The sequence below is a fragment of the Rhizobium sp. 1399 genome, assembly GCF_031455475.1.
In the GTDB taxonomy this organism is placed as follows: Bacteria; Pseudomonadota; Alphaproteobacteria; order Rhizobiales; family Rhizobiaceae; genus Rhizobium.
In genome coordinates, this window is the sequence record NZ_JAVDSU010000001.1 from 244799 (window position 1) to 261081 (window position 16283).

At 57.8% G+C, this 16283-nt stretch carries 23 protein-coding genes and 1 tRNA gene; 14 read left to right on the forward strand and 10 right to left on the reverse strand.

Features of this window, described 5'->3' with window-relative positions:
- Nucleotides 1-115 precede the first annotated feature (115 nt).
- From J2X71_RS01340 to J2X71_RS01365, 6 genes are read left to right on the forward strand one after another with little or no spacing between them, the layout of a single operon-like run.
- Complete coding sequence (locus J2X71_RS01340; RefSeq protein ID WP_310378291.1) at nucleotides 116-625, forward strand: hypothetical protein; 510 nt, start codon at nucleotides 116-118, stop codon at nucleotides 623-625.
- Nucleotides 626-657: 32 nt separating this feature from the next.
- Nucleotides 658-855, forward strand: a complete 198-nt coding sequence (locus J2X71_RS01345; RefSeq protein ID WP_310378293.1) for a hypothetical protein — start codon at nucleotides 658-660, stop codon at nucleotides 853-855.
- A gap of 13 nt (nucleotides 856-868) precedes the next feature.
- Nucleotides 869-3280, forward strand: coding sequence for a hypothetical protein (locus tag J2X71_RS01350; protein WP_310378295.1), 2412 nt, complete (start codon nucleotides 869-871; stop codon nucleotides 3278-3280).
- Nucleotides 3280-3816: a hypothetical protein gene (locus tag J2X71_RS01355; protein WP_183852180.1), complete on the forward strand. Its 537-nt coding sequence runs from the start codon at nucleotides 3280-3282 to the stop codon at nucleotides 3814-3816. The genes J2X71_RS01350 and J2X71_RS01355 overlap by 1 nt, the downstream gene beginning before the upstream one ends.
- A complete protein-coding gene (locus J2X71_RS01360) occupies nucleotides 3780-5681 on the forward strand; it encodes a hypothetical protein (RefSeq protein WP_310378297.1) in 1902 nt (633 codons plus the stop codon). The genes J2X71_RS01355 and J2X71_RS01360 overlap by 37 nt, the downstream gene beginning before the upstream one ends.
- A 1-nt stretch (nucleotide 5682) precedes the next feature.
- The gene (locus J2X71_RS01365; RefSeq protein ID WP_310378299.1) at nucleotides 5683-5892 is read left to right on the forward strand and encodes a hypothetical protein; all 210 of its coding nucleotides are present in this window, start codon (nucleotides 5683-5685) and stop codon (nucleotides 5890-5892) included.
- Here the strand turns inward: J2X71_RS01365 and J2X71_RS01370 are convergent.
- Both J2X71_RS01370 and J2X71_RS01375 read right to left on the reverse strand, forming a co-directional pair.
- On the reverse strand, nucleotides 5885-6640 hold the full coding sequence (locus J2X71_RS01370; RefSeq protein ID WP_183852184.1) for a hypothetical protein: 756 nt from the start codon (nucleotides 6638-6640) through the stop codon (nucleotides 5885-5887). The genes J2X71_RS01365 and J2X71_RS01370 overlap by 8 nt on opposite strands.
- Before the next feature lie 9 nt (nucleotides 6641-6649).
- Nucleotides 6650-6964 carry a hypothetical protein gene (locus J2X71_RS01375; RefSeq protein ID WP_183852185.1) on the reverse strand — a complete coding sequence of 105 codons (315 nt, stop codon included), beginning with the start codon at nucleotides 6962-6964 and terminating at the stop codon, nucleotides 6650-6652.
- A gap of 82 nt (nucleotides 6965-7046) precedes the next feature.
- Between J2X71_RS01375 and J2X71_RS01380 the strand changes: the two genes are divergently transcribed.
- Both J2X71_RS01380 and J2X71_RS01385 read left to right on the forward strand, forming a co-directional pair.
- Complete coding sequence (locus J2X71_RS01380; RefSeq protein WP_310378302.1) at nucleotides 7047-7331, forward strand: hypothetical protein; 285 nt, start codon at nucleotides 7047-7049, stop codon at nucleotides 7329-7331.
- A 143-nt stretch (nucleotides 7332-7474) separates the two neighbouring features.
- Nucleotides 7475-9370 carry a hypothetical protein gene (locus J2X71_RS01385; protein WP_310378304.1) on the forward strand — a complete coding sequence of 632 codons (1896 nt, stop codon included), beginning with the start codon at nucleotides 7475-7477 and terminating at the stop codon, nucleotides 9368-9370.
- On the opposite strand, the gene J2X71_RS01390 is transcribed toward J2X71_RS01385, so the two are convergent.
- Nucleotides 9367-9729, reverse strand: a complete 363-nt coding sequence (locus J2X71_RS01390; RefSeq protein ID WP_024315787.1) for a hypothetical protein — start codon at nucleotides 9727-9729, stop codon at nucleotides 9367-9369. The genes J2X71_RS01385 and J2X71_RS01390 overlap by 4 nt on opposite strands.
- Before the next feature lie 114 nt (nucleotides 9730-9843).
- Between J2X71_RS01390 and J2X71_RS01395 the strand changes: the two genes are divergently transcribed.
- Genes J2X71_RS01395 through J2X71_RS01410 form a run of 4 tightly spaced genes read left to right on the forward strand, consistent with a single transcriptional unit; the run spans nucleotide 9844 to nucleotide 11436 of the window.
- On the forward strand, nucleotides 9844-10119 hold the full coding sequence (locus J2X71_RS01395) for a hypothetical protein (protein ID WP_231052182.1): 276 nt from the start codon (nucleotides 9844-9846) through the stop codon (nucleotides 10117-10119).
- Nucleotides 10116-10937 (forward strand): glycosyl hydrolase 108 family protein, encoded by an 822-nt coding sequence (locus tag J2X71_RS01400; protein WP_310378307.1) that lies wholly within the window; start codon nucleotides 10116-10118, stop codon nucleotides 10935-10937. Before J2X71_RS01395 ends, J2X71_RS01400 begins: the two co-directional genes overlap by 4 nt.
- Nucleotides 10934-11176: a hypothetical protein gene (locus J2X71_RS01405; protein WP_310378309.1), complete on the forward strand. Its 243-nt coding sequence runs from the start codon at nucleotides 10934-10936 to the stop codon at nucleotides 11174-11176. The genes J2X71_RS01400 and J2X71_RS01405 overlap by 4 nt, the downstream gene beginning before the upstream one ends.
- Before the next feature lie 5 nt (nucleotides 11177-11181).
- Nucleotides 11182-11436: a hypothetical protein gene (locus J2X71_RS01410; protein ID WP_310378311.1), complete on the forward strand. Its 255-nt coding sequence runs from the start codon at nucleotides 11182-11184 to the stop codon at nucleotides 11434-11436.
- Nucleotides 11437-11563: 127 nt separating this feature from the next.
- Here the strand turns inward: J2X71_RS01410 and J2X71_RS01415 are convergent, their stop codons facing one another.
- Complete coding sequence (locus J2X71_RS01415; protein ID WP_183852197.1) at nucleotides 11564-11770, reverse strand: hypothetical protein; 207 nt, start codon at nucleotides 11768-11770, stop codon at nucleotides 11564-11566.
- Between the two features lie 138 nt (nucleotides 11771-11908).
- On the reverse strand, nucleotides 11909-12394 hold the full coding sequence (locus J2X71_RS01420; protein ID WP_183852199.1) for a hypothetical protein: 486 nt from the start codon (nucleotides 12392-12394) through the stop codon (nucleotides 11909-11911).
- Between the two features lie 190 nt (nucleotides 12395-12584).
- Between J2X71_RS01420 and J2X71_RS01425 the strand changes: the two genes are divergently transcribed.
- Nucleotides 12585-13136 (forward strand): hypothetical protein, encoded by a 552-nt coding sequence (locus J2X71_RS01425; RefSeq protein WP_183852201.1) that lies wholly within the window; start codon nucleotides 12585-12587, stop codon nucleotides 13134-13136.
- Nucleotides 13137-13297: 161 nt separating this feature from the next.
- On the opposite strand, the gene J2X71_RS01430 is transcribed toward J2X71_RS01425, so the two are convergent.
- A complete protein-coding gene (locus J2X71_RS01430; RefSeq protein WP_183852203.1) occupies nucleotides 13298-13618 on the reverse strand; it encodes a hypothetical protein in 321 nt (106 codons plus the stop codon).
- A 302-nt stretch (nucleotides 13619-13920) separates the two neighbouring features.
- Between J2X71_RS01430 and J2X71_RS01435 the strand changes: the two genes are divergently transcribed.
- The gene (locus J2X71_RS01435; protein WP_281413073.1) at nucleotides 13921-14052 is read left to right on the forward strand and encodes a hypothetical protein; all 132 of its coding nucleotides are present in this window, start codon (nucleotides 13921-13923) and stop codon (nucleotides 14050-14052) included.
- Between the two features lie 256 nt (nucleotides 14053-14308).
- Here J2X71_RS01435 and J2X71_RS01440 read toward each other — a convergent pair whose 3' ends face one another.
- The 4 genes from J2X71_RS01440 to J2X71_RS01455 form a co-directional block, all read right to left on the reverse strand.
- Complete coding sequence (locus tag J2X71_RS01440; RefSeq protein WP_310378315.1) at nucleotides 14309-14539, reverse strand: hypothetical protein; 231 nt, start codon at nucleotides 14537-14539, stop codon at nucleotides 14309-14311.
- 70 nt (nucleotides 14540-14609) lie between these two features.
- Nucleotides 14610-14891 (reverse strand): hypothetical protein, encoded by a 282-nt coding sequence (locus J2X71_RS01445; protein WP_183852205.1) that lies wholly within the window; start codon nucleotides 14889-14891, stop codon nucleotides 14610-14612.
- Nucleotides 14892-14977: 86 nt separating this feature from the next.
- On the reverse strand, nucleotides 14978-15613 hold the full coding sequence (locus tag J2X71_RS01450) for a hypothetical protein (protein ID WP_310378317.1): 636 nt from the start codon (nucleotides 15611-15613) through the stop codon (nucleotides 14978-14980).
- A gap of 404 nt (nucleotides 15614-16017) precedes the next feature.
- Nucleotides 16018-16094 (reverse strand) — tRNA-Pro (locus J2X71_RS01455).
- Nucleotides 16095-16283 lie beyond the last annotated feature (189 nt).

A 16283-nucleotide genomic window follows, 5' to 3' on the forward strand; every position in this document is an offset into this window, starting at 1 on the left:
GAGATCTCCGGCTCCTTCCCCCACGCATGCAATCAAGGAGGAACGCATGTCCACAGCCCCAGTCGATTTCGACGTCCACGATCTGCTCTCAAGTGTGCAGCACCGTTATGAAGTCGTGCAGATTACCGAGAACAGCAAACCTGCTCGCCTGCGCGCACTGACCATTTCGGAAATCTGCACCGTGGTCTCTGATCACCGCGATCTCCTGCAGCTCATCGACGGCAAGCCACCTGCAGATCCGACTGCTCGTGAGGAATACGACAAGAACATCCTGCTTGGTCTCCTGAAGCGTTGCCCGGAAGGACTGGCTGCTCTTGGCGCGTGCGCGCTCGATCATCCCCACGATGCTGCCGTCCAGGCCGGGATCCTGAAGACGAATTCGGACTTCCAGCTCAACCTGGCCGCCAAAGTCATCGATATGACGGCGACGGATTTTGAGGGTCCCTTCAGCCTTTTTATGCAGGTCCTGACCCGGTTGTCGGAGTTGGGACTCAGCGAATTGACGACGCAGATCTCAAGGCTCTCGGGATTCAGTTCGAGTCCGATCCCAGCGAACGAAGCCGACCAGCAAAGCAAACCCCTGATCGAAAACCCGAAAAAGCGATCTGGACGAAAAGCGGCGTAAGGGTCGACGGCACTCTGACACGAATCCTGCGCATGGTTCTCGAATACGAAGTCAGAACCGGAATTCCGGCCGACCGGATCATGAACTTCACCGTCGGCCAGCTCATGGCTCGGATGAGGATACGCCAGGATCTTGACAAGGTGCTGACGATGAACACCGCCAGATCCGTAGCTGTAGGAATGTCCGGAGACGAGAAGGCCTGGGAGACGCTTACGAAGACCTTGGAATAGACGAGAGACGCAGATGGCAGTAACGCCCGAAATCAAAACCAGATTCACGCTCGATGGACTCCGGTCGGCTGCGACGGGTCTTCGTGCGTTTGGGAAAACCGTCAGTGATACGCTGTCAGACGCTCGTCGCCGCGGGAGCGTTGTTTTTGGGCCTCTTGATAAGTCTCTTTCCTTGGTTGAACGGCACGCCAAGACGGCCGCCAAGGAAGTTGCCAAGGTCGGAGGCGCAACAGCTTTCCACGGTCTACGTTTAGGAGCTCTGGGAGCGGGCGCGGCAATCGCTGGCCTCACCCTGAAGTTCACAGCCCTTTCCAAGGTAGCTACGGACTCGGCGAAGGAGACAGCGGCTTCGCTCAAGCAGATCGGTCTCGACGCGGACAAGATCGGCGCGACACCACAAGACGTGAACGTCCTCGGCTTCGCCGGCGAGCGCGCAGGTGTCGACCGTGATGAAATCATCAACCAAATCTCCACGATTTCCAACGAATTCCTGACCGTCCGCGATAACATCGGGAAGGCGAACGCCGCGTATCAGACTTTCCTCGGAATTCAGGCCAAGCAAGCAGCACTCGGTGCGCGGGTCGGCGGCGCGGCTGGGTTCGGATCTGTACTCGCGGGTTTCTCGGAAGCCGACATTCAGGCTCGGTCGCAGTCGATCACGGCAATCGAGGCGCGACTAAAGCAGATCGACGAATACCAGAACCGCATCACAGTCGATCGTCCCCAATACGGCGGGATCGACCCAGACACACTTTCGCAAGCCGGAAATCTAGCACTCGATAGAGAGCGTCAGCAGCTCCTTGCCGCGCAGTCCCAGTACAAGCAAGGTCTGTCGCCTCAAGGTCAGGCGCTGTCGGAACTCCAAGGCTTTGGCATCGATTTTGACCGCGCATCTAAGGGCGGCGTCGATGGTCTTGTTGCGATCAGCGAGGCGTTCCAAAGGATTCAGGATCCCTCGCAGAAGGCTCGCATTGCAATGCGCCTGTTCGGCGAAGATGCCGGGGTCAAAATGATCCCGCTGCTCAATGGCGGCAAAAGAGCGATCGACGAATACCGGGAGACGTTGAAACGCCTAGGCGGAGAGGTCACGACCGAGGATATCGAGAAAGCTAAATCCTATCAGAATGCCGTGCAGGATATGCAGACGGCGATCGGGGGCGTTCGTCTTGAGATCGCGCGAAACCTGCTGCCGTACCTCACTGAAACCTCCGTGCAGCTCACCAACTGGTTCGTGAAAAGCCGTGTGGCTATCGCGAAATACGTCAGCGGAGCATTCCTTGATCTGCGCGCGTTTGCGACTGACGTGATCTCGATCTTCGGCGGCGACACGAGCAATATTCAGACCAAATGGCTCGACTCTCTGATCAAGAAGACTGTCGTCGTCAGGGAGATCTGGTCGGATGCCGTAAAGCAGATCTCGTTGCTCTGGGAAGGCAAGGATTCCGATTATCCTTGGCTCAACAAACTCCGAGACGGCTTCGTCGAAGTGAAGAAGTTCGCTGTCGATGCATGGGCCGTGGTCACTGGCGGCGATGCGAAGAACTTCCAGTGGCTCAATTCTGCTCGCGATCAAATCGTCGCGTTCGCAGGACGGCTCTCCGATGCGTTCGGCATGCTGAAGGATCTCCTCGGCACCGTCAGGGACTTCTTTAAGCCAGTATTCGACTACCTCGGGAAGGACGTTGTCACGTTCGGCCTATTCCTCGGTCTGACGCGCATGCTGGGGCTTTTCGGCACCCTTATGACGGCCGCAGGCGTCTTTGCGAAGGCTTTGGGAGCGGTGTTCTCGCTTGGCGGTGGCGCCATTGCCGCGGGGCGTGCTGTTGCTGGGGTTGGCAGCGCAGCCGGAGCGGTGGCGGCCACAGCTACAGGGCTGACGGCATCGATCACCGCGATTGGAACCGCGATTTCCACGGTAGTCGCTGGAGCTGCTGTACTCGGCGTGGCCCTTGCTGGAGCTTTCTATGCCGGACAGAAGGCCGCGGAGTTCATGCTGAAAGACACCGAGAAGGCCTACGAAACCGTCTGGGCGGCTCAGGCGAAGCTCATGGCCGCCCAGGGTGACGCGGCGCTGTACGAGCGCCTCGGCATGCGTGATGACAGCGCTCGCACCAAGGGCGCGCAACGTCTGGTCTACGAGAAGCAGATGGGTATCAAGGCGCCTGACCCGACGTACTACATGACAGCTGCGGAGAAGCAGCAGTATTCGCGGGAACTGCAGAATAGCTGGATGGGCTGGGACAAGAACTACGACGGCGGCGACCTCGGTGCGCTGGCGCGCGAATCCGAGGCTCGTCGCGGGGTCGTCTCAAAACGCGTCGCTGTCGATATCAACGTCAACGGTCGCCCGACGACGCTCTACGGAGACGATGTGTCTTCGACGCAGCTCACACGCGACCTAGAGTACGCGAATAGGAGCTACTGATGGCTGAGTTCGAAGGACACACCAAACTTCTCTGCCCGGCGCTCGGGATCGGATGGCAGACGGCGTTCAATCTCAGCGTCGAGATGCAGCCGATTTCCGGATCCGCGATCATGACCCGAGATTGGAACGGTAAGATGGTCAACCTCGCCGATCCGATGTTCCGTCTCTACGCCATCCGGATCTCATCTGGTGCCGACGACCTTCGTCCGCCAGCGCTGGCTGGGATGTGGCCGGGGGAGGTTTTCACCGTGGTCCCTCCTTCCGAACTCTGCGTCGTCATCCCGGTCGGTAGCTCGACAGCCATTTTCCCGAGGCAGATTCATACCGCCCGCGCCATCACTCTCGGGTTCGACCATGTAGCGATGACGTTCGCCGACAAGACGGCTACGCTCTCGGCTCCGGCGACAGAGGTCGTGCGCGTCTATGCCACGATGGAGCACGAAGTCATGGTCATCGAGCCTTGGCAACAGACCTTCCGTGAAGCGGAAGCCCAGTATTCGTGGCAGATCTCCACCGAAGAAGTCGGAGGATTCTGATGCTCCGACTCCAATTCATCGAGAGCTACAGCGCTCCGTTCGCACCGTCTGGAGCAGACGGTGATGCTTTCGTCGTGCTGTCGGGGTCGATCCTTGAGCAGCGAAACGGCCGCAAAGTGGAGCCTATCTTCCGCGTCACAATTCAGAATCCTGGAATTGTCGGCTGGATGCCGGCAGCTCTGAGATACGCGATCTTGTGGGAGCAGCGCACCGAAGACGTGGCGCCCGTTCTCCTTGCTCGCGGGAGGCTCGTGCCCCTGCCGACAGGCATGGCCGGAGCCACGATCGAACTAACATTCCGCTGCCTGCCGCCGTCCAGCGACGATGTCGTCAAGTCCGCCGCCAATCTACTGCGGATTTCCGAGGCCTTTGACTACGATCCCGACGCCGAACTCGTCGATCGACTTGATGCCGAATATTACGATCCGCTTTTCTTCGGTGCTGCCGCCGATGACGACTACGAAGGCGTCCTTGTTGCCCGGCCGGAAATCTGGCGCTGGGATCGCCAGACGCTTGAAGTCAGCCGTACGCATATCGTCGACAGCGATGTCATTCACGACATCGGTTTTAACGGCGTCGGCGATCCTCCTGCCCTGAGCGTCACGAACCCGCCGAAGCCGATTTCTCGCATCCGCCTGTCGGCTGCATGGACACAGACAGCTAAAGGCCGCCAGACAGTTTCAGAAAATAGCAGTGTGACCACGTTTACGTGGGAAGACTTCCAGAACACGTTCCCGCAGCCGGGCACATCCATCGGATCCAACACCGGATGGACTGTCGGCGAGTCCGAGATCGTCGACGTATCGGATTCGACTCCCGTGTCACTGACGATTTCCGGCTCGAAGTTCGGATCGGCATCGGGCGGCACGGTCAAGCTGCTTCCGAAATACATTGAATTCCGTATCGCCGCCGCGTTCGACTATCAGCAGCAACGCGAGGAGATGCTGGAGATCCTCATGCCTTCCGGACTCCAGGAGCTTCCAGAAGAAGATGATCAAACGGAAACCATGGAGCAGCCAACCCTGCAGGCGCTCAATGTCGATCCCTCGACGCCGGAGTGGCAGTATGAGGATCCCGATACGCTCGAGCGTATGCATTATGATGTCGGTTATGAAGTCCTCGCGAACGGATCGGCATGGTCGTGCGTGACCGAGCACGATGCCACCGAAGATTTCACAGTCCGCGAGATCGATGATGGCCCGGTTCTATGGGAACGCCGCGAGAAGCGCGCACCGATGAAGGACTCAAAGTCAGCCAGATATTTCGACCTACCTCGCGGCGTTCGTTCCGTTCGCCACGCAGTCCTGCGCCTTTATCGATCCGTACTCGAACGCAGCCAATGTGCCGAGACGACATTCGAAGTGCCGTGGATGGTCGGCCGCTCTATCACGACCGCGGACTCCTGTCGGATCGCGCACCGTCGTCTCCCGGGTGGGGAGGTGACAGGCAAGGTCACCAGTGTCGAGCTGGTCATGGAACAGGGCGGCAGACGGTCGGCTAAGATCTCCATCGTCAGCGTACCCGGGACCGGTACGATTGTACCCGCGCCCGGCGAGGGCCAATTCCAGACCGGAGATGTGGTCTACTCGACTAGCTACCGAGGCGTCACTGAACCAGTGAACGCCGCAGCTCTCGCCGCGCAGTCGCCGAGGATCTTCGAATTCGAGAACATCTGGTCCGAGCAGGCGTCCGCGGCTAACGGCTCCTCGGATCCTGTTGCTGTAATCGGAGCGAACCCGACACGGTTGCGGATTGCCTTCAACCCACTGCGCGAAGAAGACACCCTGCGTCGTCGGATGACGGTTACATGCCTTCCGCCGTCGCTGCCGAAGCAGCTAAATCTGCGTCCGGACATAGGAGCCTGACATGTCCCAAAGAACGAACCTCGCGATGAGTGCCTTTGTCGTCAGACGCATCCGTTCCGAAGTCGATGGTCGGCCGAAGACTGTGACCTATGATGTCATGCCACGATGGGATGTGACCAGCGAGACAGGACTTGTCATCGGTAGTGAGGGTGCGGTGGACGCCTCGTCGTGTATGATCTCAACCAGCATCGCGTTCACGCCGCCTACGTGATGCGCCTGATTTCCTCGCGGTGATCGCCCCACTTCCAATCTGGCAACTCCCATCGAGGAACATCGAGCATTACACCCGCCAGCGCTTCTTCCATCTCCATGGCCTTGTGAAACTGCGCTCGTCCAAAGTGCAGCGGCAGCCGTTCCTCTGGATATTCATCCTTCGAGTCTAGGATAATTCGGAAGGGCATGATCTCCTGAAGATCAGCTAGGAAACGGCCATGCTCCTTGTAGTAACCCGTGTTCGCACTCGCGATCGCCTTAGTCAGCCTTCCAGACACAGGTTCGTATGAGATGATCCAGCAAACCTTCACGCCGGACCGAACGTAACGATCACTTCTGCTGAGGAAGTCCCGTAGATGCTGGCTCGATAATTGGATTTCGAATGCGACGCGCCGTCCATCGTGAGTCTCCGTCAGGACATCCGCGACCCATTCCTCGCCGTCTGGCGAAACTCCGGGGACCTCGATGTTCGCTTTAAAGCCCATAGATCGCAGCGACTTGACGACGTCGATCTTCAGGCGGGTGTGCGCGTAGCTCTCCGGCTTTGGAAGAGCGCCAGTGTATCCTGGATAGTGTGCGAAAAACCTCAACCCCTTGATCGAGGTCTTCGCAGTCGCAGGCCACTTCGTCCGGGGCATCGTTATGCTGCCTTTGGGCAGTTGGCAGAGCGCATCCCAGACGGAATCCGTTACCGAAAAAGCCTCAAGCTCTTCTCCGGTTGCGGTTAGGTATGCGATCTGCCCCATTCGTGATCCTTAGATTGTGATCTCTGCTTCATACTGCCCGCTCGGCAGCTTTCGATATACTACCCGGCCGCCCTTATTGCCTATCTTGACCAGCTCTCGCCCCCATACGTCTCCGTAGCGGAGAGCCAGTGCGATATCCCGAGGGTTCGTCGGAGGGGTTAGTGGCAGCTCGAATCCGGTCGTCAGATTGGGGGCGATGTCCGGCCATTGCTCGGTTTCCGAGGTCATCTGAATGTCCGAGGCATCGATGACCAAAGTATATGTGCCGCCATTGGCCAGGATGTTGTCGATTCCTGCTCGATCAGCAGCGGTGAGAGCCACCATTTTTCATCGTCCTCCTCGAATCTTGCACGGTAGTCGGTTCCACTCACTGGAGATCACATTCCAGAACCGAGTACAACCGACAATGAGCGATACACTTCCGTCCGGTGAGATCCTTGAGTTGATCAAGGGACAGGCCCGGCTCGAGACCAAACTCGACCAGTTTTTCTCGAGCCAGACGGCCATGAAGAGCGAGATCGACGTCCTTAAGGCCGATATCGGAGCCGTGAAGTCGGACATCGCCGAAATTAAAGTCCAACGGCGCATCACGAAGACGTACTTGTCCGTGCTTTTTGCCGGCGCATCCTTCGTTGCATGGCTTGCCGGGCAGCTAGCTGATCCATTGATGAAGAAATTTCTCGGCACGTAAGCGTCGGGCGGCCAGATGTCGTCAACAATGTTGCTAATAGTCACGAAAAAACAATGCGTTGACGACTTGCGACGGACTCCGCCGACGCAAACCATCTTTTCAGACCTGCCCAGAAAGAGGCGGGCTATGGAAAGGATATCGTAATGCAGAATTCAACCAAGTCCGCAGTCCGTCCGCTGATAGATGACGTCCCGGCAGTACGGGAAATGCTCGACCAAGGCATCCGCTACACTGACATCTGGAAATGCCTAGGCATTTCGAAACAAAGGCTCGATCGCATCAAGAAGCTGCTCGCCGCGATAGACGCCACCGAGTCCTCAGCCGTCGAGCCGACTGCTCCGGCACCCAAATCCCCCAAGATCAAGCCGAAGACCGAAAATGATCTTCGGGAACGGATTGCCACCGATGAACTCACGGTGCCGTTTTCGAACTGGCTCGGGAACGGCTGGTACCGTGAATCCGGAGATCCGCAGGAAATCTTCGAAACCGACGAGAATGGCGAGCAGCAGCTCGTAGGCATGAAGATCGACCCCGGTGTTCTCTGGCCGGACGAATGGAATGGACCGAAGTCGCTCGACGATATCTGGATCAGCCCGAACGTGCCTGCTCCTCGTCGATCGAGGAAAGCGGGTATCATCGTCTCGATGCACCAAGCACAGACTCCGACCCACGGGCCGTTTGCGGTGAACCTGCATGCTCTCGCGGTCGCACTGGGCGGATACGACATCCTTCTTGGTGGTGCGACCTACGGGAAGAGCCTGTTCACGAAGAAGCGGAAGCGTGACATCCTCGAAGTCGCGCCGTGGTCGTCGATGGTCTCCCATCTGGTCACCCGCAGTCGGCAGCATCTCGCTCCTGGTGTGCAGTTCTGCGCCGAGATGAACATGCGTCCAACGAAATCGAATCCGCTCACAGGCCTCAACGGATATATCCGCGGAACGACGTCGATCTTCGCTCATCCTAAACGCGCCATCGTCTCCGTGCCGCGGCCGCAATTCTCCGATCCGGTGACGATGTGGACGACAGGCGCATGCAGCGTGCCAAACTACGTCGAGCAAGAAGCCGGGTTGAAGGGGCTTCAGCGTCATACCATCGGCGCCGTCATCGTTGAGATCGACAACGAGGATCGCATCTTCGTCCGCAATATCGATGCCGATCCCGAAACCGGAAATTTCTTCGATCTGGATCTCTTCGTCTCAGGCGGGAACGTCTACACGATCGACGAAGCGATTGAGGAATCTCAGGGACAGCTCGAGCGCCCATTCCTCGGCATCCCGTGCACGCATCGCGCCGGGATCCACCCACCCTATGCTCGCGCGATGTGGGGATATGGTGGCAACCCGGAGGGTGACCGTCCTCTGATCGATCTTGTCCGTGCTCGTGGCCAAGCTTTCAATGACCTCTTCGACGGTCAGGCGATCAATCACCACGAAGATCGGAATCCGCTGGCGCTCTATCGCCGACACGCGGACAAGAAGCAGTTCGTTGAGCCTGAGATCGATCAGGCAGCGCGCTTCTTGTCGGAGACTGCAAGGCCCTGGTGCAAGAGCTACATCGTCTATTCCAACCACGACGACTTCCTAAAGCGGTGGCTTGAGCGGCCTTCTACTGAGGTATCCGTCGAGAACTCGAAGCTGTGGCACCTCGCCAACTATGAATGCCGCGCTGCCATCGATCGTGGCGATGCTTTCGACGTCTTCGAGTGGGTCATTCGCCGTTCGAATCCGTCAGCCGAGTTCGAACTGGTGAACGCAGACAAGCCACTCCACGTGTACGGCACCTACTACAATTTCCACGGAGATGTCGGCGCGAACGGCGCCCGAGGATCCACCGCAGGGCTGGCGAAGCTCGGGCTGAAGATCTCGAAGGCCCACGACCACGGCCTCGGCTGGATCGACGACTGCATCTCCATGGGCAACCTGATCCACCGTGCTGACTATGCTAAGGGGCCGACGGGATGGGTCGGCGCTTGGCATCTCGGACACTCAGACGGAAACAGACAAGTTGGTCTTCTCGTCGGCGACAAGTATCGAGCCTAGTCTTCGGCTTCCTCTTCCTGAAGTCCAAGCTCCGTGTATAGCGCGTCTTGGTCAATTGATCCCGTCGTGCGGAAAGCCCGCATCTCCGCCGAGACCAACTGACCAGCCCGTAACGGGGTCGCGCCCTCGAGCGTCGTTGCTTTGAGTAGGCCATAACCACCGCGTTGCTCGAGTGGATACATCAGGAGTCCGAACTCAGCCGCCCATTCGACAACACTAGTCCTAAACGCCGCCTTCAGCGTGGTGCGTCTGGAAACTGTTTTCAGCGTCTGATCGCTGATGCGAGCGCGAGTGCGTTCAGATCTGTGCAGCATCGTGGCGAGCAGTAGGGCAGTATCAGCAGACGACATGTAGGCCATGGTTGACGATCCTCCTTCAGGATTTGTGTGATCCTAAATAAGGATTTTTTTGATCTCGTCAATCGAGTTCTGCTGCCGGCGGTTTCCTTGTGTTTTGTGATGTTAGAACATAACATGAACATCACCCTGGAGACTATCATGGCTGCCACATACCTACCCACCCCTTTCAAATGCGCAACGGCAGTGGAGATCGAGGCCAAGCTCTCCGCGGAAGTCATTCAGCACATTGATGCTCGGCGACTGTCCTCGGCCGAAATCAGCCGCCGATATCCGACAATCCGTCTCGAACATCTCCAGAAACTTCGCCGTGGGGAGCCTCTAAATTTCAGGGTCCTGTCGGCGCTCATCGAAGCTACGGGCGCGCCCGTCAACATCCGGGTGAACTCATGAAATTGACGTACCCCCGCGCCATGAAGCAGATCCGCATCTTCGAAGGCGGCTGGTCGAACCACCCGAAAGATCCGGGCGGCGCCACCATGTACGGCATCATCCAGCGGGAATACGATGCCTACCGGACACGAAAAGATCGCTCGAAGCAGTCGGTCCGGTTGATCACCGAAGACGAGGTCGCCGAGATCTATCGCAGTCAGTATGCGGACAAGGTTCGCTACGACGACCTGCCTGCAGGTGTCGATTTCGCGACTCTCGACGGCGCCATCAATTCGGGCGTATCGCGCGGATCCAAATGGCTTCAAGGTGCCCTCGGTATTGCCGCCGACGGAGTGGTCGGCGCGCAGACGGTTGCTGCGGCTGCCAAGGCCGATGCCCTGAAGACCATCAAGGCCATCTACAGCAAGCGCACTGGGTTCCTCCGCGGGCTGACGACATTCAGCACATTCGGCAAAGGGTGGATCTCCAGGTGCACGACTGGCGAGGCGTTCTCGATGAAGCTCCAACTCGATCAGCGTGCCACATCCCCGGCATCACAACAGATCGTCCTTCTGTCGGAATCCACGACAGCATCTAAGAATTCGAAGGCTGCAGGTGCAGGCGTTGCGGGATCTGCGGCTTCTTCAGCGACATCCAGCACGCAGATCGACACGTCGAATCTTGCAGGACTGGAGAGCATTCTGGTGATCGGAGCGGTCATCGGTCTCGCCGTGCTGACCGTCTACCTTATCCACCGTTATCGCGTCCAGAAGGCCAGATCCGAGGCCTACGCCGCTGTAGCGGCAACCGCCACTGAAGCTTCAGGAGCTGCCGCATGAATCCGAGAATGCTCGATCTCGTCCGAACCCTTGTCACGATCGTCGCGACCGTGCTCCTTGCGGACAGCAAGCTGTCCCCGGATGACATCAATACCCTTGCAGCCGGCGCCACAATTGCTCTGACGCTTGGCTACGGCATCTATGAACGCAAGCACGAAGGTTGGAAATTCGGCCGGAAGCGCTTCGATCCGGGCGCCGAGATCAAGGACGGCGGCCAGACATGGGTCTGTAAAGAGTGATGACGATGTTGACGGCACTGTTCGCATGGATGACCTCGTCGTGCGGTAAGGTCGTGGCCAAATGGGGCGCCATCGCCGCCGCCGTCGGACTGGCCTACTGGCGAATCCGAGAATCCGGTCGCGCTGCCGAACGAGCTGATCGGGCGTACGAGACCACCAAGGCAGCCGCCAACCGAGAGAAGATCCATGACCAGGTTTCGAAACTGCCTGACGCTGATGTTCGTGATGAGCTGTCTGGCTGGGTGCGCGACGACATCTGACTGGTGCGCGTCCAACCGTCCGATCCGCCCGACCACCGAGGATGTCGCAACGATGTCATCGGGAATGGCTCGACAGATCCTAGAGCATAATCGAAGCGGTCAAGATCTGTGCGGATGGAAGCCTTGATCACGCCGTGAAGCCGGAGATGACCAGTAGCACGACAACGAAAGCCGCCAGCGCCGAGTAAAGCTTCAGCTTGCTCTTGTCGATCCGGAGAACGATGATCTCGCGCTCAAGTGGCGCACCGAGTGACTGAGGCTCGAGTACGGTCTCGCGGTAGCTCTCGACGAAAGGCACCCGACCGCGTTCGAGCCGATCTCTCCGCTCATCCATTCTTCTTCTCGGATCCATCTTCGCCCCAATTATGCGCCTTAAGTCGCGAACAGCGACAATTTCCGTTCTTAAGTCGCGTTTATCGACAGATACAGCCCTATCCGCCGTCTTAAGTCGTGAATATCTTACAGCTTAAACCTATACATTCTTCGAGCGCTTCACTCGCACCCAGCGACCCCACTTCTCTTGCGGGTAGGCAATCTGCGTGATCTCGCGATTGCGCTGGAGTGCCTCATGCTGCCGAGCATGCCGCTCTGCGACCTTCCAACGATAGTAGACGGTTCCGGCAAGCGCGATGATGCACAGCGCGACGACCAGCCATGCGGCGGCCCAAATGATCCAGACGATGCCCACGAGGAGATAGTCATCTCCGTTCTTGAAATTCGACGCGAAGATCAGTTCGATCAGTCCGTCTTTTATGATGATGATCGGCGCCGCCAACATAAGAAAGAAGATGGCGAGGTATGGCAGCGCCCCCATCATCAGACGCTCCCAGCGGATCTGCCAGAGGTCTTCGTGGTAAAACCCTTGCGCCTGGTGGCCGATCCTTCCGGTGTAGTATCCAGCCATGCATAGAAAGAAAATTGCCAAAACTGCGTAGCCACCAGCAAGCGCATAGAACATTCGCGGAATTCCCCCAGGCAGCCGCAACTTCTGCATTTATAATCCCGCGAAGATATCGCGTCGAGGGGGCAGATCCTCGCTTCCAGGATAGCAATCCATGCTTCCTGGGACGAATCCGCCGGCGCTTTCGGTTGTTTGTGGGTTTCGGCCGACGGCAGGATCCTGGTCTCGTCAGACAAGGAGAACATAGATGCTGAAGAAAGCCCTGAACCCGATCTGGTACCTGAACGGCCTGACGGCCATCCTGCACGATCTGTTCGGACGAATGCTGCGGTGGCTGGGCCTAATGAAATCGCAGCCGCCCATCGCCCACGACAACACGCAGGTTGATGATGTTCTAGCCGCGGCTGAGCAGGCAGCCGAGGATGCGGCGGCAATGGAAGAGCTGGGTAAGCAGATGACCCCGGCCGAAGTCGTGCGCAAATATGCGAAAGCGAATGAAGAAGATCGTCCGAGCATCGATCTGTCAGCTCTGACTGCGCAGCAGCAAGACTGGCTTCTGAGCCGATCTGATGTAGATCTGGTTTTCCTCGCGAACGAGACCGATACCGGACTCGAGCGCTCGTTGGAAGCTCTGCAAGTGTTTCGATGGAAACCGCGTCGTCCAGAACAAGAGCCAGCCCCAGTTCTGTCGACGACGCCGATGTCAGATGAAGAAAAAGCGCTTTTCATTCGCGCCCGCGTCTCGGAACTCTGGCTACCGAACGGAAGCGCCAATCCGGAACCGAAGTACCGAGGGTGAGCGGTCAACTGTCACCCTGTCGCATCTCATTCCGAAACCGCCCGAGGTCACGGCCGGGCGGTTCTCGACTTCAAAGCGTTTCAGCGCCTCGAAAAGTTCCGGGATCTCGAACAAAATGTCGCCGAACTGCGCGACGAGGCCTTCGTCGGAGAGATCAGGGATCATGCTGCACTCCGTGCGCGGTTGCGGTCGATGAATGCCTGACGCTGTGCCAGCACCGTCTTGAGCTGGCGAACTTCCGCTTCGAGAGCGGCGATGCGCCGTGCACCAGCGATAGCAAGACGGCCGAGTTCGTCCGCGCGACTAAGGGCTTCGGCGAGGTCGCGTGCCTCCCGACGGCGCATGTCCGCTTCACGAACACGATCTGCATGGCGGATCCCATTCATGAGACCGCCGGAAAGCGCCTGGGCGACGCCGTAGGACAGGACTCCAACCTGGAGCGCTGCGCTGACCGCGGGATCGGGAGCAATGTGTCGGTGCATGCGAACCTCCTTCAATCAAGAGAGGCCGACGCTATACGGACCCGGAACATTTGAGAGCCCCGCTGAGCGAAAATTCTGCTGCCAGTGTAAACAGAGTACGATCGGGAACACTGACTGGTCCGTTATCGCTTCATGCGACCGAGCTTCATTCGATTGCCAATCCTATTGTTGCATTTCGTACATCGAAGTCTCGGAAACAATGTCACGATGGGAGTCCGCTTGCCGTATCGCCGCGACAGCTCCCAGCGGTCGAGCCAGCCAGTGTGACTGCACATCGCACAACACCCCGCGAGCAGGTACCATTGTTCGAGTTGCTCGAAAGTGAGGTCGTCATCCTTGGACTGCTTGAACGGCGCGGCCGCATCCGCCGCATGGGCGGCCGCTGGAACTCCGGGGGCGGAGGATCCGGCGCCTTCTCGCATGACATCCTGTGACGACCATTGAGGTGAACAAGAACTTTACCAGGCCGGGCACGTAGCGACGCCCTGTAAGCTGCCATCGAGACTGAGAAATCGGTGGCGCGCGATATCGTCTCCAAAATCTCGCCGCCGGATTCGGGCTCATCGCTCCAGACTTCAACGCGATAGGTATGCTCCGTCGAGTCCGATCCCGATCGACGACTGCCTTCGCCAACTGTGTAACCGACGTCGGAAACTGTCCGTACGAGATCGATACCCTTGCGATGCTTCATCAGACGCGCTCGTACTGAGGCTTCCAACCGCGGCCTATCCCCTTCGACATCAGGCTGCTGGCGATGAAAAGCTGGTCGCGCAGGAAATCAGCGTCTTCAAGAAGAGATCGGATTGCAGCGACTGCATCACCATCGTGGGCCTGTAGGACAGACACGGCGAGATCGATTTCTGAAGCGGACTGGGTGACAGTTTCTTCGACAGCAATATCGAGAGTGAGCTGTTGGGTCATGAGATCTCCTTAGGAATAGCTTCCGTCGTCAACGGAATTTGTTCCTATTTTGTTCTCATTGGCTCCGGAGTCAAGCGGGGTCTTTGCAGACTGTCGCGACGACGCGCTTGTTCTTGAGGATAAGGTCACCGAGGTCGGCATCGCCGCTGAGGACGGATAGGAGCTGGTCGAGATCTGGGCGATAGAGATCGTAGGCATAGACTTCTGATGTCGGGACTTCGTAGCCGTCTTCCAGTTCGATTTCGGCGCGCACCTCGCGAAGCTCTTTCGCGACCTCTTCAATGGAGTTGCCGAATCCGGTGACTGTGCTTGCGGCCGGATCGACTGCGTATGCGTAGACTGTGATGCCCATGACGATCTCCACTGTTGGTCGAGGAGAGATATCCCGGATCACACGATCGATGTCCACTGTAGGATTCTACAGTGGACCATTACCGATCAGGATGTCGCCGTCTCTGTTTCGGGTTCAACCACAGACGTTCGCCTCCTAGCTGAAGGGCCTGCACGCTTCAGGAGATCGAACAGATAATAGATGTGTTCATCGGTCAATGCTATGCCAGCATACCAATCGCGATGGCCTTGAGCTTTGAACAAGGCGCCACTGACCTCTGGCCAGACACGGTGCAGGGCATTCAAACTTCCGTGGTTGTTGTGTTTCAGAGCATTGGCAAGACGGTGGACTCTAGCGAAGTCTGCCGGGATCTCGATATTCATTTCCCTGGCAGCTGCTTCCAATTCTGCGTGCTTGCCGTCCGAGAGCTTGCAGAATACCCGGATCTTTCGTTCCCAGTAGTGATAGATGGCCATAGCGAAAGCCTTCCTGAGTTCTCCATAGGCCTCCTCAAGCGTCTCCATCTTATAGTTATAGACATCGGCGGGATCGAAGAGCGTAGAGCCATCTTCGGCGAACTCTAGCTGGTTTTGGTACTCCCCGGATTGCAAGAGCGCTTCCCACGCTTCGGTTTCCTCTCGGCTTTTAGCCTGTATTCCTTTCGCTGCAGCGGTGAAGCTATCGCGGAGACAATCGATGCCCGATTCATACATCCATCCGTGCACGCTGAAATTAAGCTTCACGCAAACCCTCCCCGTATCTTCAGATCGTCGGCACCGAGCCGCGTCATCTGAAGAACACGACATTTCGCAAGTCAATAAGCGAGGATCTCGAATCTTGCAGGGGCCTGGGCGACGATCACCCAGCTCATCCTTGCTGAAGCTATCAGCCCCTCAGTTCAAAACCGAGGGGCTACGGCTCCCCGCTGCGGCCGAACATCTCGGCGACGGATGCGGATTAGGCTTGAGATTGCGTTCCAGTGTTTTGAACTTAGAGGCTCATAGCTTCAGCAAAACACAGTTGAGAATCTTGCTCACCGACGGTTTCCGACGGGTTGGAGAATCCAATCTGTCGGTCAATCTGTCGGTGGCGATTTCGGGCGTCCATTAGCGGAAATGAAAAAGCCCTGCATTGCAGGGCTTTCAGCTGGTCGGAGTGGAGTGATTCGAACACTCGACCCCCACGTCCCGAACGTGGTGCGCTACCAGACTGCGCTACACTCCGTGACCAGCGGCGCCTCTATAGACCGGCCTATCATGTTGCGCAAGCGCCAAAATTCAAAAAGTCGTCTGATTTTTTGACAGGCTAATGACAGCACCTTCCGGCCGGCCATGCAGCAAAAAGCCACACCTCCGGCAAATTGTTCACAAGCGCCGAACAGGCAATTTTCTTTTGCCGGGTTACGCGCTAAAG